Here is a 17,532-nt window from a genome sequence, read left to right as displayed (position 1 = left end):
TTCCTGCCTCTTCCTTAGGTCATGTTCCGGGCCAAGAGGACCCATTCATGCCTTTTGCTATCTTCAAAGAGCGGCACGGCCGGAAGCCGCGCCTGCTCGGCAAATCCGTTGGCCGCATAAAGCGCCAGCGCCGTATCATTGTGGCTTTCGGTGATCAGGCTGACCTGCCCGCCCTTGGCCTTGTCGATCTCATGGGCAAGCAGCGCTCGTCCGATACCCTTGCCGCGATGGTGCCGGTAGACACCCAGGCTGTCGATGAACCGGCTGCCGATTACCAGAACCTGCAGGTCCAGCAACGGCTTGATCACCGGATGGGGTGCCACGATATCGCGAACATTCTCATCCAGGCCGTAACCGATCGATGCACCGGCAATCTCCCCGTCCCATTCGGCCAGCATTGCATCTTCCCAGGCGCCGGGCTCGTCGTCCATCCGCAATCGCGACCGCCCCTGCTCCATGGCGGTATCCTTGCTTCCGCGCATCACCGCGCCGTGCCAGAGCCAGGTTGCGAAACCATGCGAGGCGATGTCGACCAGTATGGCCAGATCAGCCGCATCCCGCCGTTCCGCCGCCCGTATATGCAGAGCCACAGTCATTCAGAGCCCGAGCATCATCCGGACCATCGGCTCAAGGCCGCGTCCGATGGCGCGCGTATTGTCCATATCCAGATGCACGCCATCGAGCGGCGTCGTCCGCGCCACCGAACCGGCATCGAAGAAGCCGCAGCCGAGTTCATCGGCAAGATCGGCATAGAGCGAGGCCATCATCGACGATTGCTCGACAGCGCCTGCGAACATTGCCGCAAAATTTGCATTCGCTGTCTCGCAGATTGCCGGTGGAGCAACGATCAGAATTTCCGGGGCCTCGGCCTGCACGTCCGGCCAGCTGTGGTGCCAGACGAGCTTGACCAGCCTCTCGATGCCCTTGACCGCGCCAAAGGCGGTTCCGTGCACCAAGGGTTTCATATCGTTGGTGCCGAGCAGAAAAATAACCAGATCGATCGGGGCATGGGTCTGCAGGAGCGTCGGCAGGATGCGCGCGCCATTGCGGTCACAGTCGGCGAGATGATCGTCATAGGCGGTCGTGCGGCCATTCAGGCCCTCGGCGATCACCTGCACGCCATTGCCGAGCGCTTTCTGCAGGACACTTGGCCAGCGGTCGTCCAACGCATGCCGGCCGCCCGTTTCCGCGTCATATCCCCAGGTCAGACTGTCACCGTAGCAGAGGACTGTTTTCATCGCGTCATTCCCGTCCCAATAACCGGTCGATATCCGCCAAACCGTCCACGTCCTGCGGCAGCTCCGCCTTCATTTGCGTCACGTCCGTGAGACCATAAGGGTCGCCATCACGGGCGTCGCGAATACCGGACACAACAATGTCCAAGCCATCACACATCCGGACGTCCTGGGCCGTACCGATATCCGCGCCTTTAAACAGCAGACAGAGAGCGCCCTTGCCGTCATCGCCGTTGCTCGCGGTCCAGACGACCGGCACCACCTTATCGCCCAAAGCCGCCGACCAGACGACACCGGTGCCGTCGGGCCGAAGATATTCGAGCTGGGGTATCCGGTCGCTGTCGTTGCGAAACAAAAGCGTCTTGCTGGTGATCTGTCCGATACGCTGGGCAACCTCTCCGCTCAGCTCGTCAGCTTGCGCCGAAGTCACTGATAACAAGGGAAAAAGAGCAACGACAGTTGCGGCGCAGAAGCGCCGCAACGTCAGTGTCTTTTCAGCCGTGTTTCCCACCTTGGAAGACATTGTCGCGACGCTCTCTCCCGGTCAGACCAGCATGCCCATCGGGCTTTCGATGTAGCGCTTGAAGGCGCCGAGCAGTTCGGCCCCAAGCGCGCCATCGACGGCACGGTGGTCGGTCGACAGCGTCACGGTCATGACGGTGGCAACGACCATCTGGCCCTTCTTGACAATCACCCGCTCCTCGCCTGCCCCGATCGCAAGGATCGTCGCATGCGGAGGATTGACGACGGCGGCGAAGTTCTTGACGCCCATCATGCCCATATTCGACACCGCAGTCGTGCCGCCCTGGAATTCCTCGGGCTTCAGCTTGCGGCTCTTGGCGCGGGCGCCGAGATCTTTCATCTCGTTGGAGATGGCCGACAGGCTTTTCAGTTCGGCACTGCGGACGATCGGCGTGATCAAACCACCCGGGATCGACACGGCAACGCCGACATCGGCGTGCTTGTGCTTGACCATGTTGGTTTCGGTCCAGGACACATTGGCATCCGGAACGTCACGCAGTGCAAGCGCCAGCGCCTTGATGACCATGTCGTTGACCGAAAGCTTGTAAGCGGGCTTGCCGTCCTTTTCCGGGCTTGCAGCATTGAGCTGGGCACGAAGAGCAAGAAGGGCATCCAGTTCGCAATCGACGGAGACGTAGAAATGCGGAATGGTCTGCTTGGATTCCTGCAGGCGCTTGGCGATCACCTTGCGCATGCCGTCATGCGGCACGAGCTCGTAGGAGCCTTCGGCGAAGTTCTTCAGAACGGCTTCGTCCGACGCGCCCTTGGCAAGCGGAGCCGGAGCAGCGGCGGTTGCTGGAGCTGCGGCCGCAGGAACAGCCTTTGCGCCACCGCCGGCAACTGCGGTTTCCACGTCCTTCTTGATCACGCGGCCATGCGGACCGGTGCCGGAAACAGCCGAGATATCGATGCCTGCGTCCTTGGCCAAACGGCGGGCCAGCGGCGACGAGAAGGTCCGTGCACCGGATGATGCCGACGCCTGAGCGGCAACCGGGGCTGGAGCAGCGGCAGCAGCAGGTGCGGCCTCTGTCTTTGCCGGGGCTGCTTCAGCCTTTACTTCCGTCTTGGCAGCCTCGGCCTTTGCAGCCGGAGCCGCACCACCGCCGGAAGCGGCAGCAGCGACGTCTTCACCGTCGGCAGCGAGGATGGCGATCAGGGCATTGACCTTGACGCCTTCGGTGCCAGCGGCAACGACGAGCTTGGCAACCGTGCCTTCATCGACGGCTTCGACTTCCATCGTCGCCTTGTCGGTCTCGATCTCGCACAGAACGTCGCCGGCGGAGACCTTGTCGCCTTCCTTGACCAGCCACTTGGCGAGGTTGCCCTCTTCCATGGTCGGCGAAAGGGCTGGCATGGTGATGTTGATAGGCATCTCTTCACCCTCCCTTATTTGTAGCAGACGGTCTTTACCGCCTGGACGACTTCGCCGACATTCGGCAGAGCCAGCTTTTCAAGGTTGGCGGCGTACGGCATCGGAACGTCCTTGCCGGCGATCGTCAGGATCGGCGCATCGAGATAATCGAAGGCCTGCTGCATGACGCGGGCGGCAATTTCGGTGCCGACGGAGGACTGCGGATAGCCTTCCTCGACGGTGACCAGACGGCCGGTCTTCTTGACGGATTCGATCACTGCCGGCAGGTCCATCGGACGGATGGTGCGCAAGTCGATGATCTCGACGTCGATGCCTTCCTTCTCCAATTCGGCCGCAGCCTTGACCGCATAGGTCATGCCGATGCCGAACGAAACGATGGTCGCATCCTTGCCGACGCGGTGAATACGCGCCTTGCCGATCGGCAGGACGAAATCGTCCATCTTCGGCACGTCGAAGGAGTGACCGTAGAGGATTTCGTTTTCGAGGAAGATCACCGGGTTCGGATCGCGGATCGCAGCCTTGAGCAGGCCCTTGGCGTCGGCTGCCGTGTAGGGCATGACGACCTTGAGGCCCGGAATATGGCTGTACCATGCCGCATAGCACTGCGAGTGCTGGGCGCCGACGCGTGCGGCCGCACCCGACGGACCACGGAACACCATCGGAGCGCCCATCTGGCCACCGGACATGTAGAGGGTCTTTGCCGCCGAGTTGATGATCTGGTCGATTGCCTGCATGGCGAAGTTGAAGGTCATGAACTCGACGATCGGACGCAGGCCCGTCATCGCAGCGCCGACGCCGATACCAGCAAAACCATGTTCGGTGATCGGCGTATCAACGACGCGGCGGGGACCGAATTCCTGCAGCAGGCCTTGGGTGATCTTGTAGGCGCCCTGGTATTCGGCGACTTCCTCACCCATGACGAAGACGTCTTCGCTGCGGCGCATTTCTTCGGCCATCGCATCGCGAAGCGCTTCGCGAACCGTGGTCGAGACCATTTCGGTACCGGCCGGAATATCCGGATCGGACGGAACAGCGGCCTTCGGCTGAGCCGGAACGGTTGCCGGGGCTCCCGACTTGACCGGTGCTTCCGTCTTGGCAGGCTCTGCCTCAACAGGCGCTGCAGCCTTGGGGGCAGCAACATCGCTGGCGCTCTCGCCGTCCTGGAGCAGGACCGCGATCGCGGTGTTGACCTTGACGCCCTCGGTGCCGGCGGCGATCAGGATCTTGCCGATGACGCCTTCGTCAACGGCTTCCACTTCCATGGTCGCCTTGTCTGTTTCGATTTCGGCGATCACGTCGCCGGAGGTGACCTTGTCACCCTCGTTTTTCAGCCACTTGCTGAGCGTACCTTCTTCCATCGTCGGGGACAGAGCGGGCATCAGAATTTCAATAGGCATGATGTTTTCCTCGTCCCGGTCTTAAAGCAGAATATCGGTGTAGAGCTCGGATACATCCGGCTCCGGATCGGCCTGGGCAAAATCGGCGCTGTCGGCGACGATGTCGCGAACGTCCTTGTCGATTGCCTTCAGCTCGTCTTCGCTCGCCCAGCCGTTTTCCAGCAGGCGCACCCTTACTTTTTCGATCGGATCGTTCTCGGAGCGCATCTTCTGCACCTCGTCCTTCGAACGGTACTTGGCCGGGTCCGACATCGAGTGACCGCGATAGCGGTAGGTCTGCATCTCGAGGATCATCGGACCCTTGCCGGCGCGGCAATGCTCGACAGCCTCGTCTCCCGCAGCCTTGACCGCACGGACGTCCATGCCGTCAACCTGGTAGCCGGGGATACCGAGTGCCACGCCGCGCTGCGAGAAATCATGACCGGCAGAGGCGCGCGACACCGAGGTGCCCATGGCATAGCGGTTGTTCTCGACGATGTAGATCACCGGCAGGTTCCACAGAGCCGCCATGTTGAAGCTCTCGTAGACTTGGCCCTGGTTGGCAGCGCCGTCGCCGAAATAGGCAAGCGACACATTGTCATTGCCGCGGTAGCGGTTGGCAAAGGCCAGACCTGTACCGAGCGACACCTGCGCGCCGACAATGCCGTGGCCGCCGTAAAAGTTCTTTTCCTTGGAGAACATGTGCATCGAGCCACCCTTGCCGCGGGAAAGCCCGCTGCGGCGGCCGGTCAGCTCGGCCATGACGCCGCGCGCACTCATGCCGCAGGCCAGCATATGGCCGTGGTCACGATAGGCGGTGATGACCTGATCGCCTTCCTTCAGCGCCATCTGCATGCCGACGACGACAGCTTCCTGACCGATGTAGAGATGACAGAAACCGCCGATGAAGCCCATGCCATAGAGCTGGCCCGCCTTTTCCTCGAAACGGCGGATGAGGAGCATTTCGCGGTAGGCCTTCAGATCGGTATCGCGATCGAACTCGGCGATCGTGCCGTTTGTGAAGTCTTTTTTCGCTGGCTTGACAGCGGCCTTGCGACTGGAAACGGACGCGGATTTTCGCGGTGCCATTCAATCCTCCCTATGGTTGGCTTTTGTGGTACCATAGGGAAAGAATGCCATCACAGCAATGCCATATTTGCATGGCTTATATTCTCATCAACCAATTGATAAGATTATGGTATTTCAAATTAACCGGTTTTCGGTTAATGTGGCAACTCAGTGAAAAATAACGATTTCGTCGCTGCGGGACATATTCAGGCCGAACCGTGCTTTTTCATCCAGCATGTCCCGCTCAAGCGAGCCATCGCTCAGCAGCGCGACTTCCTTTTCCAGCGTCTGACGCTTGGCAGTCAGCTCGTCGAGCCGCGCCTGACGCTCCAGGCGCTGCCGGTCGAATGTCTCCGTCGCCTTCAGCCCAAAATCTCCATGAATGGAATGATAGCCGAAATAGGAAAGAAACGCGACAGTGATGAGCGGCATCACAAACCGCCCGAGCTGCCGTTTTTTATGGTGTTTGGTCCACATAGATCATGCCCTGATACGCAATACCTAAACACGCTACCAGCCATTGATTAACCGACCGTTGACCATAAGACCGGCAACAAAAAACCCGCGTCCGTTTCCAGACGCAGGTTTCATCATTTCAAGGCGTTTGCGTATCAGCCGCGCAGGATCGAGCGGCCGGCATATTTCGCCTGCGGACCGAGCTGTTCCTCGATGCGGATCAGCTGGTTGTACTTGGCAAGCCGATCGGAGCGCGACAGCGAGCCGGTCTTGATCTGTCCGCAATTGGTGGCAACGGCGAGATCGGCGATGGTCGAATCCTCGGTTTCGCCAGAGCGGTGCGACATGACGGCGGTGTAGCCGGCCTTGTGCGCGGTCTCGACGGCATCAAGTGTTTCCGACAGCGAACCGATCTGGTTGACCTTAACGAGGATCGAGTTGGCAACGCCCATCTTGATACCATCGCGCAGGCGCGAGGAGTTGGTGACGAACAGATCGTCGCCGACCAGCTGGCACTTTTTGCCGGCGAGATCGGTCAGCGTCTTCCAGCCTTCCCAATCGTCTTCAGCCATGCCGTCTTCGATCGAAGCGATCGGGTACTTGGCGGCAAGCTCCGCCAGGTATTCGGCCATGGCGCCCGGCTCGAGTGTGCGGCCCTCGCCTTCCATGACGTACTTGCCGTCCTTGAAGAATTCGGTCGAGGCGCAATCGAGGCCGAGGAACATGTCTTCGCCCGGTTTGTAGCCAGCCTTTTCGATCGACTTCATGATGAAGTCGAGGGCTTCCGACGCACTGTTCAGGCCCGGGGCAAAGCCGCCTTCGTCGCCGACATTGGTGTTGTGGCCCTTGGCCGACAGTTCCTTCTTGAGAACATGGAAGACTTCCGCGCCCATGCGAACGGCGTCACGCAGGCTATCGGCGCCGACCGGAAGGATCATGAACTCCTGGAAGTCGATCGGGTTGTCGGCATGGGCGCCGCCGTTGATGATGTTCATCATCGGAACCGGCAGCAGGCGGGCGTTCGGGCCACCGACGTAGCGGAACAGCGGCAGGTTGGAGGCTTCCGCAGCGGCCTTGGCCACGGCGAGCGACACGCCGAGGATGGCGTTGGCGCCGAGACGCGACTTGTTGGCCGTGCCGTCCAGTTCGATCATCGTTGCGTCGATGTGGAGCTGGTCTTCGGCATCCATGCCGCCGATGGCCTCAAAGATCTCGCCGTTGACGGCTTCGACTGCCTTTTCGACACCCTTGCCATGATAACGCTTGCCGCCGTCACGCAGTTCGACGGCTTCATGGGCGCCGGTGGAAGCGCCCGAGGGAACTGCGGCGCGGCCAAAGCTGCCGTCTTCGAGATGGACGTCGACTTCGACGGTCGGGTTGCCCCGGCTGTCGAGAATTTCGCGGCCGATGATGTCGATGATTGCAGTCATGATCTCTTCCCTGCTTCAAACATGGTGGTGGAGGATGGCCCTGTCATAATTCATGGACCGGAAATTACAATGGCGGGGCCTGAGCAATCGCAGCCAGCGCCCGGCCTTCAAGAAAAATTCACAAAGCCCGCTATCAGCGTTTTGCCACGGCGTCGAATGCCAGCAGCGTCTCCAGGAGGCGCGGCATGTCCTTCAGGTAAACCATGTTCGGACCATCGGAAGGGGAATTGTCGGGATCCTCATGGGTCTCGATGAACACACCTGCGACACCGACGGCAACGGCTGCACGTGCCAAAGTCTCGACGAATTCGCGCTGGCCACCCGACGAAGCACCCTGCCCGCCCGGCTGCTGCACGGAATGGGTGGCGTCAAAGATCACCGGCGCGCCAAGGCTTGCCATGATCGGCAGCGAACGCATGTCGGAAACCAGTGTGTTGTAGCCGAAGGACGCACCGCGTTCGCAAAGCAGCACGTTCGGATTGCCGCTTTCGGTGAACTTAGCGAGCACGTTCTTCATGTCCCAGGGAGCCAGGAACTGGCCCTTCTTGACGTTGATGACACGGCCGGTCTTGGCAGCAGCAACCAGAAGATCTGTCTGGCGCGAGAGGAAGGCCGGGATCTGCAGAATATCGACGGTCGGCGCCACCAGTGCACACTGTTCTTCCGTGTGGATGTCGGTGATGACCGGAAAACCGAATTCCTTCTTCAGATCGGCAAAGATTTCCATCGCCTTTTCCAGGCCGATGCCGCGCTTGCCGGAAATCGACGTGCGGTTGGCCTTGTCGAAAGAGGATTTGTAGACATAGCCAAGGCCGAGCGACTTGCAGAGCTCAACCATCGTGCCGGCGATCATGAAGGCGTGATCACGGCTTTCCATCTGACAGGGACCGGCGATCAGTGACAGTTTCTGGGTATTGGAAAATACCACCTGACTGGCGCCGCTGCCGGCAACGACATTTGCATTGGTCTGCATGATTATTCTCCGAATGCGAAGATGACACCCTGCCCCGGCGCTTCCGCAACGAGCAGGCGATTGTCTTTTCTGATGAAGGGCACCGCGTTGGCATTAAGAAGATGTTCGGTCACAGCCAGATCGGCGACCTTGAAGACGACGGCCCGACCGCGCAGGCCGCGCGAATGGCCGGTGGTCTTCATGTCGAAAAATCCGGACATGCCGGCCTGATTGAGGACGGAAATCTTTACGCCGTTGCGTGTCTCGATATCCATGCCGAAGGAATGCGCCGAGACTTCGCGCTCATCGACCACCTCCTGCAGGATATACTGGAAATCGGTCGGGTTCGGTTCCGACAGTACCACCTCGGCCAAGCCCGTTACACCATTGGCATGGGTTTCCAGCGCGGCGCGGTCAGATGGCAGCGGCATGACGCGCTGACAGCTGAAAAAGAAGAAATCCGGCGAACGCAGATCGGCGGCAAACGACAGGCGAAAACTGCCGACAGCCTCGGAGCCATCGGGCAATTTCATCGGCCGCGAAAACTCGAGCATGTCGCCGGCCGAAATGCCTTTTTCCCGAAAACGGGCATGGTCGGCAACTGCATCGTCCGTGCTTAAGACGAAAGCCGAAAAGCCGTCCTGTCCACGCCGGAACCGGTAGGCCTGATCGCGCGCAATGAAAACATTGCCGGCGAGCGCCGCCGCTTCGCATTCCTCACGCTGGGCGATGCCGATGGGCTCGAGATAGGTCTTATCGGAAAAGAACACGCAGGCGTTTTCAGTTCCGAAGGGGTGGCGGGCATCTGCAGCGACGGTAAAACCCAGCTGCTGCAGCCGGTTGCGGGCAGTTGCGAGTTCACCGACCGGCAGGACCAGATGGTCAAGCTGGCGGGACGTGCGAGGAGCAACGGTCATGAAATTCCTTGAGGCTCAGCGTTGGCAGGTGCTTTGCCCGTTTTATACGGCATTTTCAAGAAAATTTGGACCGGCGGGGAAAATGGACGGCGGCAATTGTCAAATGCCAAAGGCCGGCGCTGGGTGCCGGGCCTTTGGCTGGATCGGTCAGAGGTTGCTCATGCCTCCGTCGATGATCAATTCGCTGCCAACCGTATAGGCCGCCTCATCGGAAGCGAGGAATACCACGGCCTTGGCGATTTCGGAGGGATTGCCAAATCGTCCGGCCGGGATCTTCGCTGCCGCCATGGCGTCGGTATCGGCGGCCGACATGCCGAGCTTGCCGTAGAGCGGCGTTGCAACCGGACCGGGACTGATAGCGTTGACGCGAATGCCGCGACCGATCAGTTCACCGGACAGGGTTTTGGCAAAAGATAGCAAGGCAGCCTTGGTCAGCGCGTAGACGCTGGTGTTCGGCATGCCGATATGGGCATTGATCGACGTGTTGAGCACGATCGAGGCCGGATTGGCCAGAATCGGCAAGAGCGCCTGGATCAGGAAGAACGGGCCTTTGACATTGATCGCGACGGAGCGATCGAAGGCCTCCTCGTCGAACGCTTCGATCGGCCTGAAATCGGCTGCACCCGCATTGACGAACAGGATGTCGAGATGGCCAAAGGCGGACTTCACTGCCTCGACGACGGCCTTTTGTCCGGCAACGTCGCCCGCATTGGCCTGAATGAAGAGAGCCTTGTCGCCAAGGACGGCACGGGCCTTTTCGATGGTCGCCGGATTGGTGCCGGTGACCGCGACGCTGGCGCCCTCGGCGATGAACTGGCGGGCCGTTTCAAGGCCGATGCCGCTGGTACCGCCGGTGATCAGCGCTGTCTTGTTCTGCAAGCGTGACATGGTGAAATTCCTTCTGTTTGCCGTTCGGCCGATCGGGTTCAGGTGCGGGTAATCGAGGCGCCGCCGTCGACAAGCGAAGCCGTACCGGTGACGAAAGCGGAATCATCGGATGCGAGATAAAGCACCGAGCGGGCGAGCTCTTCGGGCGAAGCAACCCGTTTCAAGGCATGCAGGTTGGTGATGAAGGACTGCGATTCCGCAGTGTTGTTCATCTCGCGATACATGTCGGTATCGACAGCGCCGGGCAGGATGGCATTGACGCGCACGCCCTGCGGACCGAATTCAGCGGCGAGTGCCTGGGTCAGGCCGATCAGGCCAGCTTTCGAGGCAGCGTAGGCCGCAACACCCGGGAAGGCGAAGCTATAGCCGACAAAGGTCGAGGTGAAGATTACCGAGCCTGCGCCATGCTTGACCATTTCGGCGATCTGGTGCTTGGCGCCGAGGAACGATCCGGTGAGATTGATGGCGATCGCATCGTTCCAGCCCTGCTCGGAGACACCTGTGGAGGGACCGGCCTCGCCAAGCGTTCCGGCATTGTTGAAAGCGACATCGAGGCGGCCGTATGTTTCGACGGCAAGGGCGACGAGCGCCCTGGCATAATCTTCCGAGCGGACGTCACCGGCAAGCGCGACGGCGTCGCCGCCCGAAGCCTGGATCTCGGCAACCAGCGCGTCAAGCTCGCTCTGGCGGCGGGCGCCAACGACGAGCTTTGCCCCTTCAGCAGCGAACAGTTTTGCCGTGGCGCGGCCGATACCGGCGCTGGCACCGGTGACGATTGCGACTTTGTTGGATAGGCGTTCCATGATCTTTTCCTCTTTTGGCAGAGCGGTTGAGAGGCCGTGTGGCCATCTCTTCATGCCGTTTGCTTGAGGCGAATATGGCTTTATTCAAACGTTCTGATTAGTCTGCAAATCAAGGAACTCGTATCCGGAAAACCCGAACGATGATGAAGCTCGATGGTATTGCCAGTTTTGTCGCCGTTGCCGAAAGCGGCTCGATCAGCGAGGCGGCGCGGCGGCTTCGATTGTCGAAATCCGTCGTCAGCGAGCGGCTTGCCGAATTGGAGCGCAGCCTTGGTGCCGGCCTGCTTCATCGCACCACCCGCAAGCTCACTTTGACGGAAGATGGGACCGCTTTTCTTGAGCGCGCCAACCGCATTGTCCAGGAGATCGAGGCGGCGGCATCGGACATGGCCGAACGGCGCGGCACGATCTCCGGCCCTTTACGCATTTCCGCACCGGTCACGTTCGGCCGCATGCATCTCGGCCCGGCGCTCTATCCCTTTCTGGCTGACCATCCCGACCTGCAATTGACGCTCGATCTCGACGACCGGCGTGTCGATGCGGCGGCAGACGGGTACGATGCCGTGGTGCGCAACGGCCCGATCGCCGACTCGCGGCTGATGGCTTGGCGGCTGGCGCCAAGCCGGCGCGTGCTGGTCGCCTCGCCCGCATATCTTAGGGACAACGGCAGGCCGGCATCCATCGAGGAACTCGAGCAGCATCGGGGCATCTTCTACACCAACCGCGGCGTTGCCGACTGGCGTTTTCCCAGCGTCGGCGGGGCCGTCATCGTGCGTGGCAAGATGGGCCTTGGCCTCAACAATGGCGACATGTTGCGCGACGCCGCGATCGCCGGCCTCGGCATCGCGCTCATTCCGATGTTCATTGTGGGGGCAGAGGTTGCAGCGGGGGAGCTAGAGACGGTCGATATCGGCGTGCAGCCGGAGCTTGAATATATCCACGTCGCCCATCCGGACGGGCGGCGGCCGTCGGTAAAGCTGCGGGCGCTTGCCGATCATCTGCGGGCCGCATTCGGCAGCCCACCCTATTGGGATCCAGCATTTTCAAGCTGAGGGATCGGCATCAGTTGCACGAGCGCAACTGCTTGGCATAGGCATTGGCGATGTTTGCCGAGCGCTGGGCGGCTTTCTGCAGTTGCGCATTACCGCGCCAGGCGCCTTTTCTAAAGCCGGCGTCGCCAAGGTAATACGCCAGATAGAGATTGTAGGCATCGTTGCGGGCGATGCCGTTCTTTCTGCTGTTCTTGTTGTGGTACCAGGCGACGAAGTGGATGGCGTCGGAGAATTTCGTCCGCCGTGCCATCAGGTTGCCGGTCGATTGTTTGTATTCCGACCATGTGCCGTTCAGCGCCTGCGAGAAACCGTAGGCGGTCGATTGCCGTTTCCAGGGGATGAAGCCGAACAGTTTGGTGCGCGGCGGCCGGGCATTCGGGCGGAAACCGGATTCGGTGTAGATCGTCGCCATCAGGATATGCACGGGAACGCCATATTGGCGCTCGGCGTGGTTTGCAGCGCGCTGCCAATTGTTGAACCAGCCGTCACGCTGCTCGAAAATCGCGCAGGCGTTGCGGGTATCCCGGGGTGCACTCGCACAGCCGGCCAGCAGCAGAAGGGCGACGATAAACGCAATACGCATCGCTTGAGATCTCTCACTTTCAGAGAGATTACTAACCGGTAAACGTTAAAGAGACGTTTTTAGACAAATCGGCACGGCTTTTTCCCGGTTTTTCAAATGATCCCTGGCGGCAAAAACCCTAAAGTTTGAGCGCGTAAATCCGGCCTGACGTTACGTAACCCTCCGCCGCCTCAAGCCGCACCGCACGAACCGGCTCGAAGCCTTCGATGCGCTTTGTCCCCGCCCAGCGGCCGTGATCGGCAAACACCTCGATCGAGCCGGCATCAAGGAAAATCCGCAGGCTGAGGGGGTGGGCGCCGCGCGCGATGTAGCGTGGCTCGGTCATCACGCCCGGCAGCGTGTAGAGGATCGACAATCCTTCCGCATCGAGCTGAAGGGCCAGATCGACATCCGGATGATCGAAATGCAGCATGAAGGATGCGCCGGGCCACGACAGTTCCAGCAGGATTTCGACCGCGCCCGTTTCCAGTCCGACCGTTTCGCCGCTGGCCAGTCTCGTCTCGTCGATCAGATCATGGCGCAGGCTCTCGACGGCTGCGACCGGCGGCGTCAGGATGGCGCCATCGGCAAGACGCAGGTTGCGCGGCAGTGTCATCGCAGTTGGAAAATCGATCGTGTGGGAAACATCCGCCCAATTGGCGAGCCAGCCGATGCCGACCGGCAAACCCTCATCGACAAAGGCCTGAAAGGCATAATTGTCGGTGCCGAAATCAAGCTCCTGCTCAAAAACCGTCCGGAAGCGGACCCCGTCGAAATGGCCGACCGCGATCAATGTCAGGTTCTTGCGGCCGGTATCGGCATGGGTGCTGTTCATCAGCCCGTAGATCAGCGCCCAATGGGTATCGGGGTCCTCCGCGGGACCGTCGAGCGGCAACAGGCACGGGCATTCGATGACAGCTGTGCCGAACCGTTCCTCCAGAAGCAACGTGCCGACGAAGCGCCAGCCATCGGCGGCCGTCGGATCGTCGGTTTCATAGAGAAGAATAACGCCACCCTGCTGGCTGAGGCTGCCGAGCACCATTTTCCACAGCCCGTCGGGGCCTTTGACCACATAGGGGTCGCGAAAGTCGAGCGTCAGGCCGAGACCCACCGGGCGGTTTGCAAGAATGATCTCGGCCTGGCTGGCAGTGATGATGTTGTGCGAGGTAGCGGTCAGCTGCACCTGGGTTTCAGGTGTGCGATCGATCACCTGTTCGGTGAAGAAGACGCGGATACCGCCCTCGTCGCCGATCGGGATCGCCGAACCGGAAAAGGCCCCGCCCCGCCGGTCCGGCCGGGCCGTCAGGTCTTCGGAGGGAAACAGGAAGATCGGCATGTGATGCCAGTGGATGTAATCTTCGGACACCGCATGGCCCCAGTGCATGGTGTTCCAGCGAAGGCCATGGGAATAGTGCTGATAGAACAGATGCGGACGGCCGGCGAACCGGCCAAAGCCGTTGGGATCGTTCATCCAGCCGAAGGGCGGGCGGAAATGATAGCCGTGCGGCACGGGCGCGGGCGCATTGGCGGCGCTGGTATGCATCACGGTAATGCCCTTTTCCACCACCTCGGCCGCGTTGAAGAAATAGGCGACGGAGACTGCTGTGGTCGCCGTATCATAGACGCAGGAGAGCGCGCCGCCGCTGGTGGCGACGAAGGTGCGGAAGACATATTCCTCGGCATTGCTGACGGAGACCTCGCCAATCTTGTCACCGCCGAGCACAAACGCCATCGTCCCCGGCGCATCCGGCGTCAATGCCTTCAGCCAGACATGCAGCGTCGCGCTGAGCGGGACGTCTGCCTGCAAGACTTTAAGTGTTTCCGTGGTCATAACGTCCGTCAATCTCGCGTTCCTCCTTCAGCGCAGAGCCGCCTTCCGAACGAGGAAACGATGCGCGCCTTTCTCAAAGCCATCCTTGCGACCTAGTGCCTGATCGCCGGATGTAAAGACGACGATCCGACGCGCAAGACGGCAAAAAACATCCCCGCGCGGTGTTCGCCGTGGTTTTGAAAACATGCACTCAATCGGACGGGGCACTGGAAACCGCCTCTAATGAGTAAATATATTTGACGCCTTCCAGCGCCCCGTTTGGCGTTCTCTCGGGAGCTTTCCTCCCTACAGACCCCGACTGCGGATTCTCTGACCCGGGGCGATCGCCGCGACATAGGGTTCCGGTTCCGGCGTTAAGCTCACGGCTCCGGTACGTCACGCTTCTCGACCCGGCATGCGTGCCACACAGGCACACCCGCCCCAGAAGGACAGGGGGAATCCATTTTCCGGGGGCTCTCCTTCCGGTCCGCCTGACGTTCGCAGCCTCCTCATCGGAGACCACGAGGCTTTGCGTGGAGCGCCAGCCCTGCCTCGCCGCAAACGTCTTGCGGTGCATCCGTGACAGAACGCCATGATCATGGCACGGTTTTTTTGGGCGGGGATTTGCGGGGATGATTTTTTTTGAGGTGGGGTGTTATTTTTGGAATTGGAGTAAGCGAGCGCCGTTTATCCGAGCCTCACCAGAAGGCCAGTGGCCAGGGACCGGAATGCCTCAACAGCCTTCGGCAGGACATCCTGCGGATCGTCACTGGCAGCGATCCAGAGAGCAGCATTGAGCGCTGCGCCACTGAGGAGGCGGGCGGCGGCTTCGGCATCGACCGGTTTGAGAATTCCTTGTGAAATCAAGCGCTCGACCGTTCGCCTGGTCGCCTGCAGACAACTGCTTTGGCTCGGCCATTGCGATGGATCACCCAACACTGCAGGTCCGTCGCGCAAAACGATGCGTTGCACTTCAGGATCAAGCGCCATCTCGATATAGGCCACGCCTTCGGCCAGCAGGCACTGCCAATCGTCTCCCGCCCCTGCCCCGATCTGTTGCGCGCGCGACGCCATTTCAGAATCGATCTGATCGACAACCGCCGCCAGAAGCCCGCGTTTATCCCCGAAATTGTGATAGAGGGCACCCCGTGTCAGACCGACTTCAGCGGTCAAATCGTCCATTGACGCGGCCGAATATCCCTTTTCGGCAAAGGCCCTGCGTGCGGCCGCAATCAGCTTGACGCGGTTTTCTTCCATCATCTCGACGCGCCGGTTCACCATCGTATCCTCAAATTCATATACGGTTCGTATATTAAATTGACATGCGGGATGCATGCTGCTATTTCATATACGAACCGTATACCAAATGACGTGACCTGTGAAGCATAAAGCTCCGCTCACCGGATACGGCCCCCGACAATTGCGAGAGATGAAAATGACCCAGCGCCAAGCAATCTTCCCCCCGAACAGACATGCTCTCTACGAGGCGCACGGCTATTCGGCTGCCATTCGATCCGGCGACCTCCTATTCGTGTCCGGCCAGGTCGGCAGCCGTGCCGATGGAACACCGGAACCCGATTTTGAACAGCAGGTCCGGCTGGCCTTCGAAAACCTTGAGGCCACGCTGGGCGCGGCCGGCTGCACGTTCGACGATATCGTGGATGTGACGTCGTTCCACACAGACCCCGAAAACCAGTTCCCAACCATCATGACCGTCAAGCAACAGGTTTTCAGCCAGCCGCCGTACCCGAACTGGACCGCAATCGGTGTCAATTGGCTCGCCGGCTTCGATTTCGAGATCAAGGTTATCGCGCGTATTCCAACCGACGCGTGATTTTTTCGCGGCAACCTAGCTGTCGCGCCAAACAGCAATTGATTGTAATCAGGACGTGTCTGTCGCAAATCGCCCGCAGAAGTTTGACTTTTGCGGGCGATTTTCGCAGCTACAAATGCTCGCCATCCACCGAACAACCGCTCGACAGAGCCATTGCCTACCAATAAAGTTGTCAGAGTTTTCTTCGGTCGAGGGTACTTGCGATGGCGTCGGAGAGTGCGATTCCGGAACCCACTCTCATTCAATCGCTTCAGGCGTCCATCGCTCCGGCATTCGCCATGCATGCCGGCGTGATACTCGGCGTGTTTACCGCACTTGGCGACGCTACTCTCACGGGCGCTGAAGTGGCCCGTACTCTGAATGTCGATCCGCGCCGCCTCGAACGATTGCTTTACGCGCTGGTTTCGGCAGGTCTGCTGGAAAGCTGTGACACCGGTTTTTGCAATGGTCCGGAGGCGGCGACTTATCTTGTCCAGGGAAAACCCGGCTATATCGGCGAGGAGCACCAGCTTCTCGATGAACTCTGGCGCGCCGACCTGCTGACCGCCACATCCATTCGCGAGGAACGACCCGCCGCGAAACATGATTTCGCCACGTCCGATCCCGAGGCATCGCTGGCATTCTTCCGCGGAACGGCGCCGAGTGCATTGTCCTTCGGACGCCGGCTGGCGGACATGATCGACTTCGAAGGTGTGCACTCCGCCATCGACATCGGTGGCGGGCCAGGCCATTCCCTCATCGGACTGCGCGAGACCAAGCCGGACCTTCAGGTGACCCTGCTCGAACTGCCGGCGAGCATCATGCTTGCAAAGACACTCCTGGCAGACGAGCCATTGGCCAATGGAGTGCGATTCGAGGCCGGCAGCATCGTGGAGGCACCGTCGAGCACCACCCACGACCTTGCCATTCTGAAGGCGGTAATCCAGGTGCTGTCGCGCGAGGACGCAGCCAAAACCATTCGCAACACCTATGCCAGTCTGAATTCAGCAGGAAGAATATTGATCAGCGGTGTCGGCATTCTCAACGATGACCGTGTGTCGCCGTCGGAGGCCGTCTTCTACGACTTGACCTTCATGAACCTGTACCCGGAAGGCGCGTCGTATACGCGACGCGAATACCGCGACTGGCTGTCGGAGGCGGGCTTCGTCGACATTGCATTCGATGCGATGCCATCGGGAAGCCAGTTGATCTCCGCAAGAAAACCATAGCTACAAACAAAAACCGCCCGCAACGGCTTGTTGCGAGCGGTTTAGGT

18 protein-coding genes are annotated in these 17,532 nt (G+C 60.2%); 3 read left to right on the top strand and 15 right to left on the bottom strand.

Annotated elements, in window-relative coordinates:
* Positions 1–14 precede the first annotated feature (14 nt).
* The 12 genes from ACP7BS_RS11735 to ACP7BS_RS11680 form a co-directional block, all read right to left on the bottom strand.
* Positions 15–596, bottom strand: coding sequence for a GNAT family N-acetyltransferase (locus ACP7BS_RS11735; RefSeq protein ID WP_426238255.1), 582 nt, complete (start codon positions 594–596; stop codon positions 15–17).
* A complete protein-coding gene (locus ACP7BS_RS11730; protein WP_426230150.1) occupies positions 597–1,238 on the bottom strand; it encodes an SGNH/GDSL hydrolase family protein in 642 nt (213 codons plus the stop codon).
* Positions 1,239–1,242: 4 nt separating this feature from the next.
* Positions 1,243–1,758, bottom strand: a complete 516-nt coding sequence (locus tag ACP7BS_RS11725) for a hypothetical protein (protein WP_426238254.1) — start codon at positions 1,756–1,758, stop codon at positions 1,243–1,245.
* 21 nt (positions 1,759–1,779) lie between these two features.
* Entirely contained in the window at positions 1,780–3,129 is a 1,350-nt protein-coding gene (locus ACP7BS_RS11720; protein ID WP_426238253.1) for a pyruvate dehydrogenase complex dihydrolipoamide acetyltransferase, read from the bottom strand.
* 14 nt (positions 3,130–3,143) lie between these two features.
* The gene (locus ACP7BS_RS11715; protein WP_426238252.1) at positions 3,144–4,526 is read right to left on the bottom strand and encodes a pyruvate dehydrogenase complex E1 component subunit beta; all 1,383 of its coding nucleotides are present in this window, start codon (positions 4,524–4,526) and stop codon (positions 3,144–3,146) included.
* Between the two features lie 21 nt (positions 4,527–4,547).
* A complete protein-coding gene (gene pdhA / locus ACP7BS_RS11710; RefSeq protein ID WP_426230146.1) occupies positions 4,548–5,594 on the bottom strand; it encodes a pyruvate dehydrogenase (acetyl-transferring) E1 component subunit alpha in 1,047 nt (348 codons plus the stop codon).
* 147 nt (positions 5,595–5,741) lie between these two features.
* Complete coding sequence (locus tag ACP7BS_RS11705) at positions 5,742–6,050, bottom strand: FtsB family cell division protein (RefSeq protein ID WP_426238251.1); 309 nt, start codon at positions 6,048–6,050, stop codon at positions 5,742–5,744.
* 134 nt (positions 6,051–6,184) lie between these two features.
* On the bottom strand, positions 6,185–7,459 hold the full coding sequence (gene eno / locus ACP7BS_RS11700) for a phosphopyruvate hydratase (protein ID WP_113315658.1): 1,275 nt from the start codon (positions 7,457–7,459) through the stop codon (positions 6,185–6,187).
* 133 nt (positions 7,460–7,592) lie between these two features.
* The gene (kdsA, locus tag ACP7BS_RS11695; RefSeq protein WP_426126350.1) at positions 7,593–8,435 is read right to left on the bottom strand and encodes a 3-deoxy-8-phosphooctulonate synthase; all 843 of its coding nucleotides are present in this window, start codon (positions 8,433–8,435) and stop codon (positions 7,593–7,595) included.
* Positions 8,435–9,328, bottom strand: a complete 894-nt coding sequence (locus ACP7BS_RS11690; RefSeq protein ID WP_426238250.1) for a VOC family protein — start codon at positions 9,326–9,328, stop codon at positions 8,435–8,437. The genes kdsA and ACP7BS_RS11690 overlap by 1 nt, the downstream gene beginning before the upstream one ends.
* Positions 9,329–9,475: 147 nt before the next feature.
* Positions 9,476–10,216 (bottom strand): SDR family oxidoreductase, encoded by a 741-nt coding sequence (locus tag ACP7BS_RS11685; RefSeq protein WP_426238249.1) that lies wholly within the window; start codon positions 10,214–10,216, stop codon positions 9,476–9,478.
* 38 nt (positions 10,217–10,254) lie between these two features.
* Positions 10,255–11,019, bottom strand: coding sequence for an SDR family oxidoreductase (locus tag ACP7BS_RS11680; protein WP_426238248.1), 765 nt, complete (start codon positions 11,017–11,019; stop codon positions 10,255–10,257).
* 140 nt (positions 11,020–11,159) lie between these two features.
* Here ACP7BS_RS11680 and ACP7BS_RS11675 point away from each other — a divergent pair, with 140 nt between their 5' ends.
* Positions 11,160–12,071, top strand: coding sequence for a LysR family transcriptional regulator (locus tag ACP7BS_RS11675; RefSeq protein ID WP_426238247.1), 912 nt, complete (start codon positions 11,160–11,162; stop codon positions 12,069–12,071).
* Between the two features lie 10 nt (positions 12,072–12,081).
* On the opposite strand, the gene ACP7BS_RS11670 is transcribed toward ACP7BS_RS11675, so the two are convergent.
* The 3 genes from ACP7BS_RS11670 to ACP7BS_RS11660 all read right to left on the bottom strand — a co-directional run bounded on the left by ACP7BS_RS11670 (position 12,082) and on the right by ACP7BS_RS11660 (position 15,724).
* Positions 12,082–12,654, bottom strand: a complete 573-nt coding sequence (locus tag ACP7BS_RS11670; RefSeq protein ID WP_426238246.1) for a transglycosylase SLT domain-containing protein — start codon at positions 12,652–12,654, stop codon at positions 12,082–12,084.
* A gap of 118 nt (positions 12,655–12,772) precedes the next feature.
* Positions 12,773–14,464 carry a GH32 C-terminal domain-containing protein gene (locus ACP7BS_RS11665; RefSeq protein ID WP_426238393.1) on the bottom strand — a complete coding sequence of 564 codons (1,692 nt, stop codon included), beginning with the start codon at positions 14,462–14,464 and terminating at the stop codon, positions 12,773–12,775.
* A gap of 666 nt (positions 14,465–15,130) precedes the next feature.
* Complete coding sequence (locus ACP7BS_RS11660) at positions 15,131–15,724, bottom strand: TetR/AcrR family transcriptional regulator (protein ID WP_426238245.1); 594 nt, start codon at positions 15,722–15,724, stop codon at positions 15,131–15,133.
* A gap of 154 nt (positions 15,725–15,878) precedes the next feature.
* On the opposite strand from ACP7BS_RS11660, the gene ACP7BS_RS11655 reads away from it, so the two are divergent.
* Positions 15,879–16,277, top strand: a complete 399-nt coding sequence (locus tag ACP7BS_RS11655) for a RidA family protein (RefSeq protein ID WP_426230137.1) — start codon at positions 15,879–15,881, stop codon at positions 16,275–16,277.
* A 203-nt stretch (positions 16,278–16,480) separates the two neighbouring features.
* On the top strand, positions 16,481–17,485 hold the full coding sequence (locus tag ACP7BS_RS11650) for a methyltransferase (protein WP_426238244.1): 1,005 nt from the start codon (positions 16,481–16,483) through the stop codon (positions 17,483–17,485).
* The last annotated feature ends 47 nt before the right edge of the window (positions 17,486–17,532 follow it).

Source organism: Pararhizobium sp. DWP1-1-3 (assembly GCF_049896125.1).
In the GTDB taxonomy this organism is placed as follows: Bacteria; Pseudomonadota; Alphaproteobacteria; order Rhizobiales; family Rhizobiaceae; genus Pararhizobium.
This window is presented reverse-complemented; position numbering and strand designations above follow the sequence as displayed.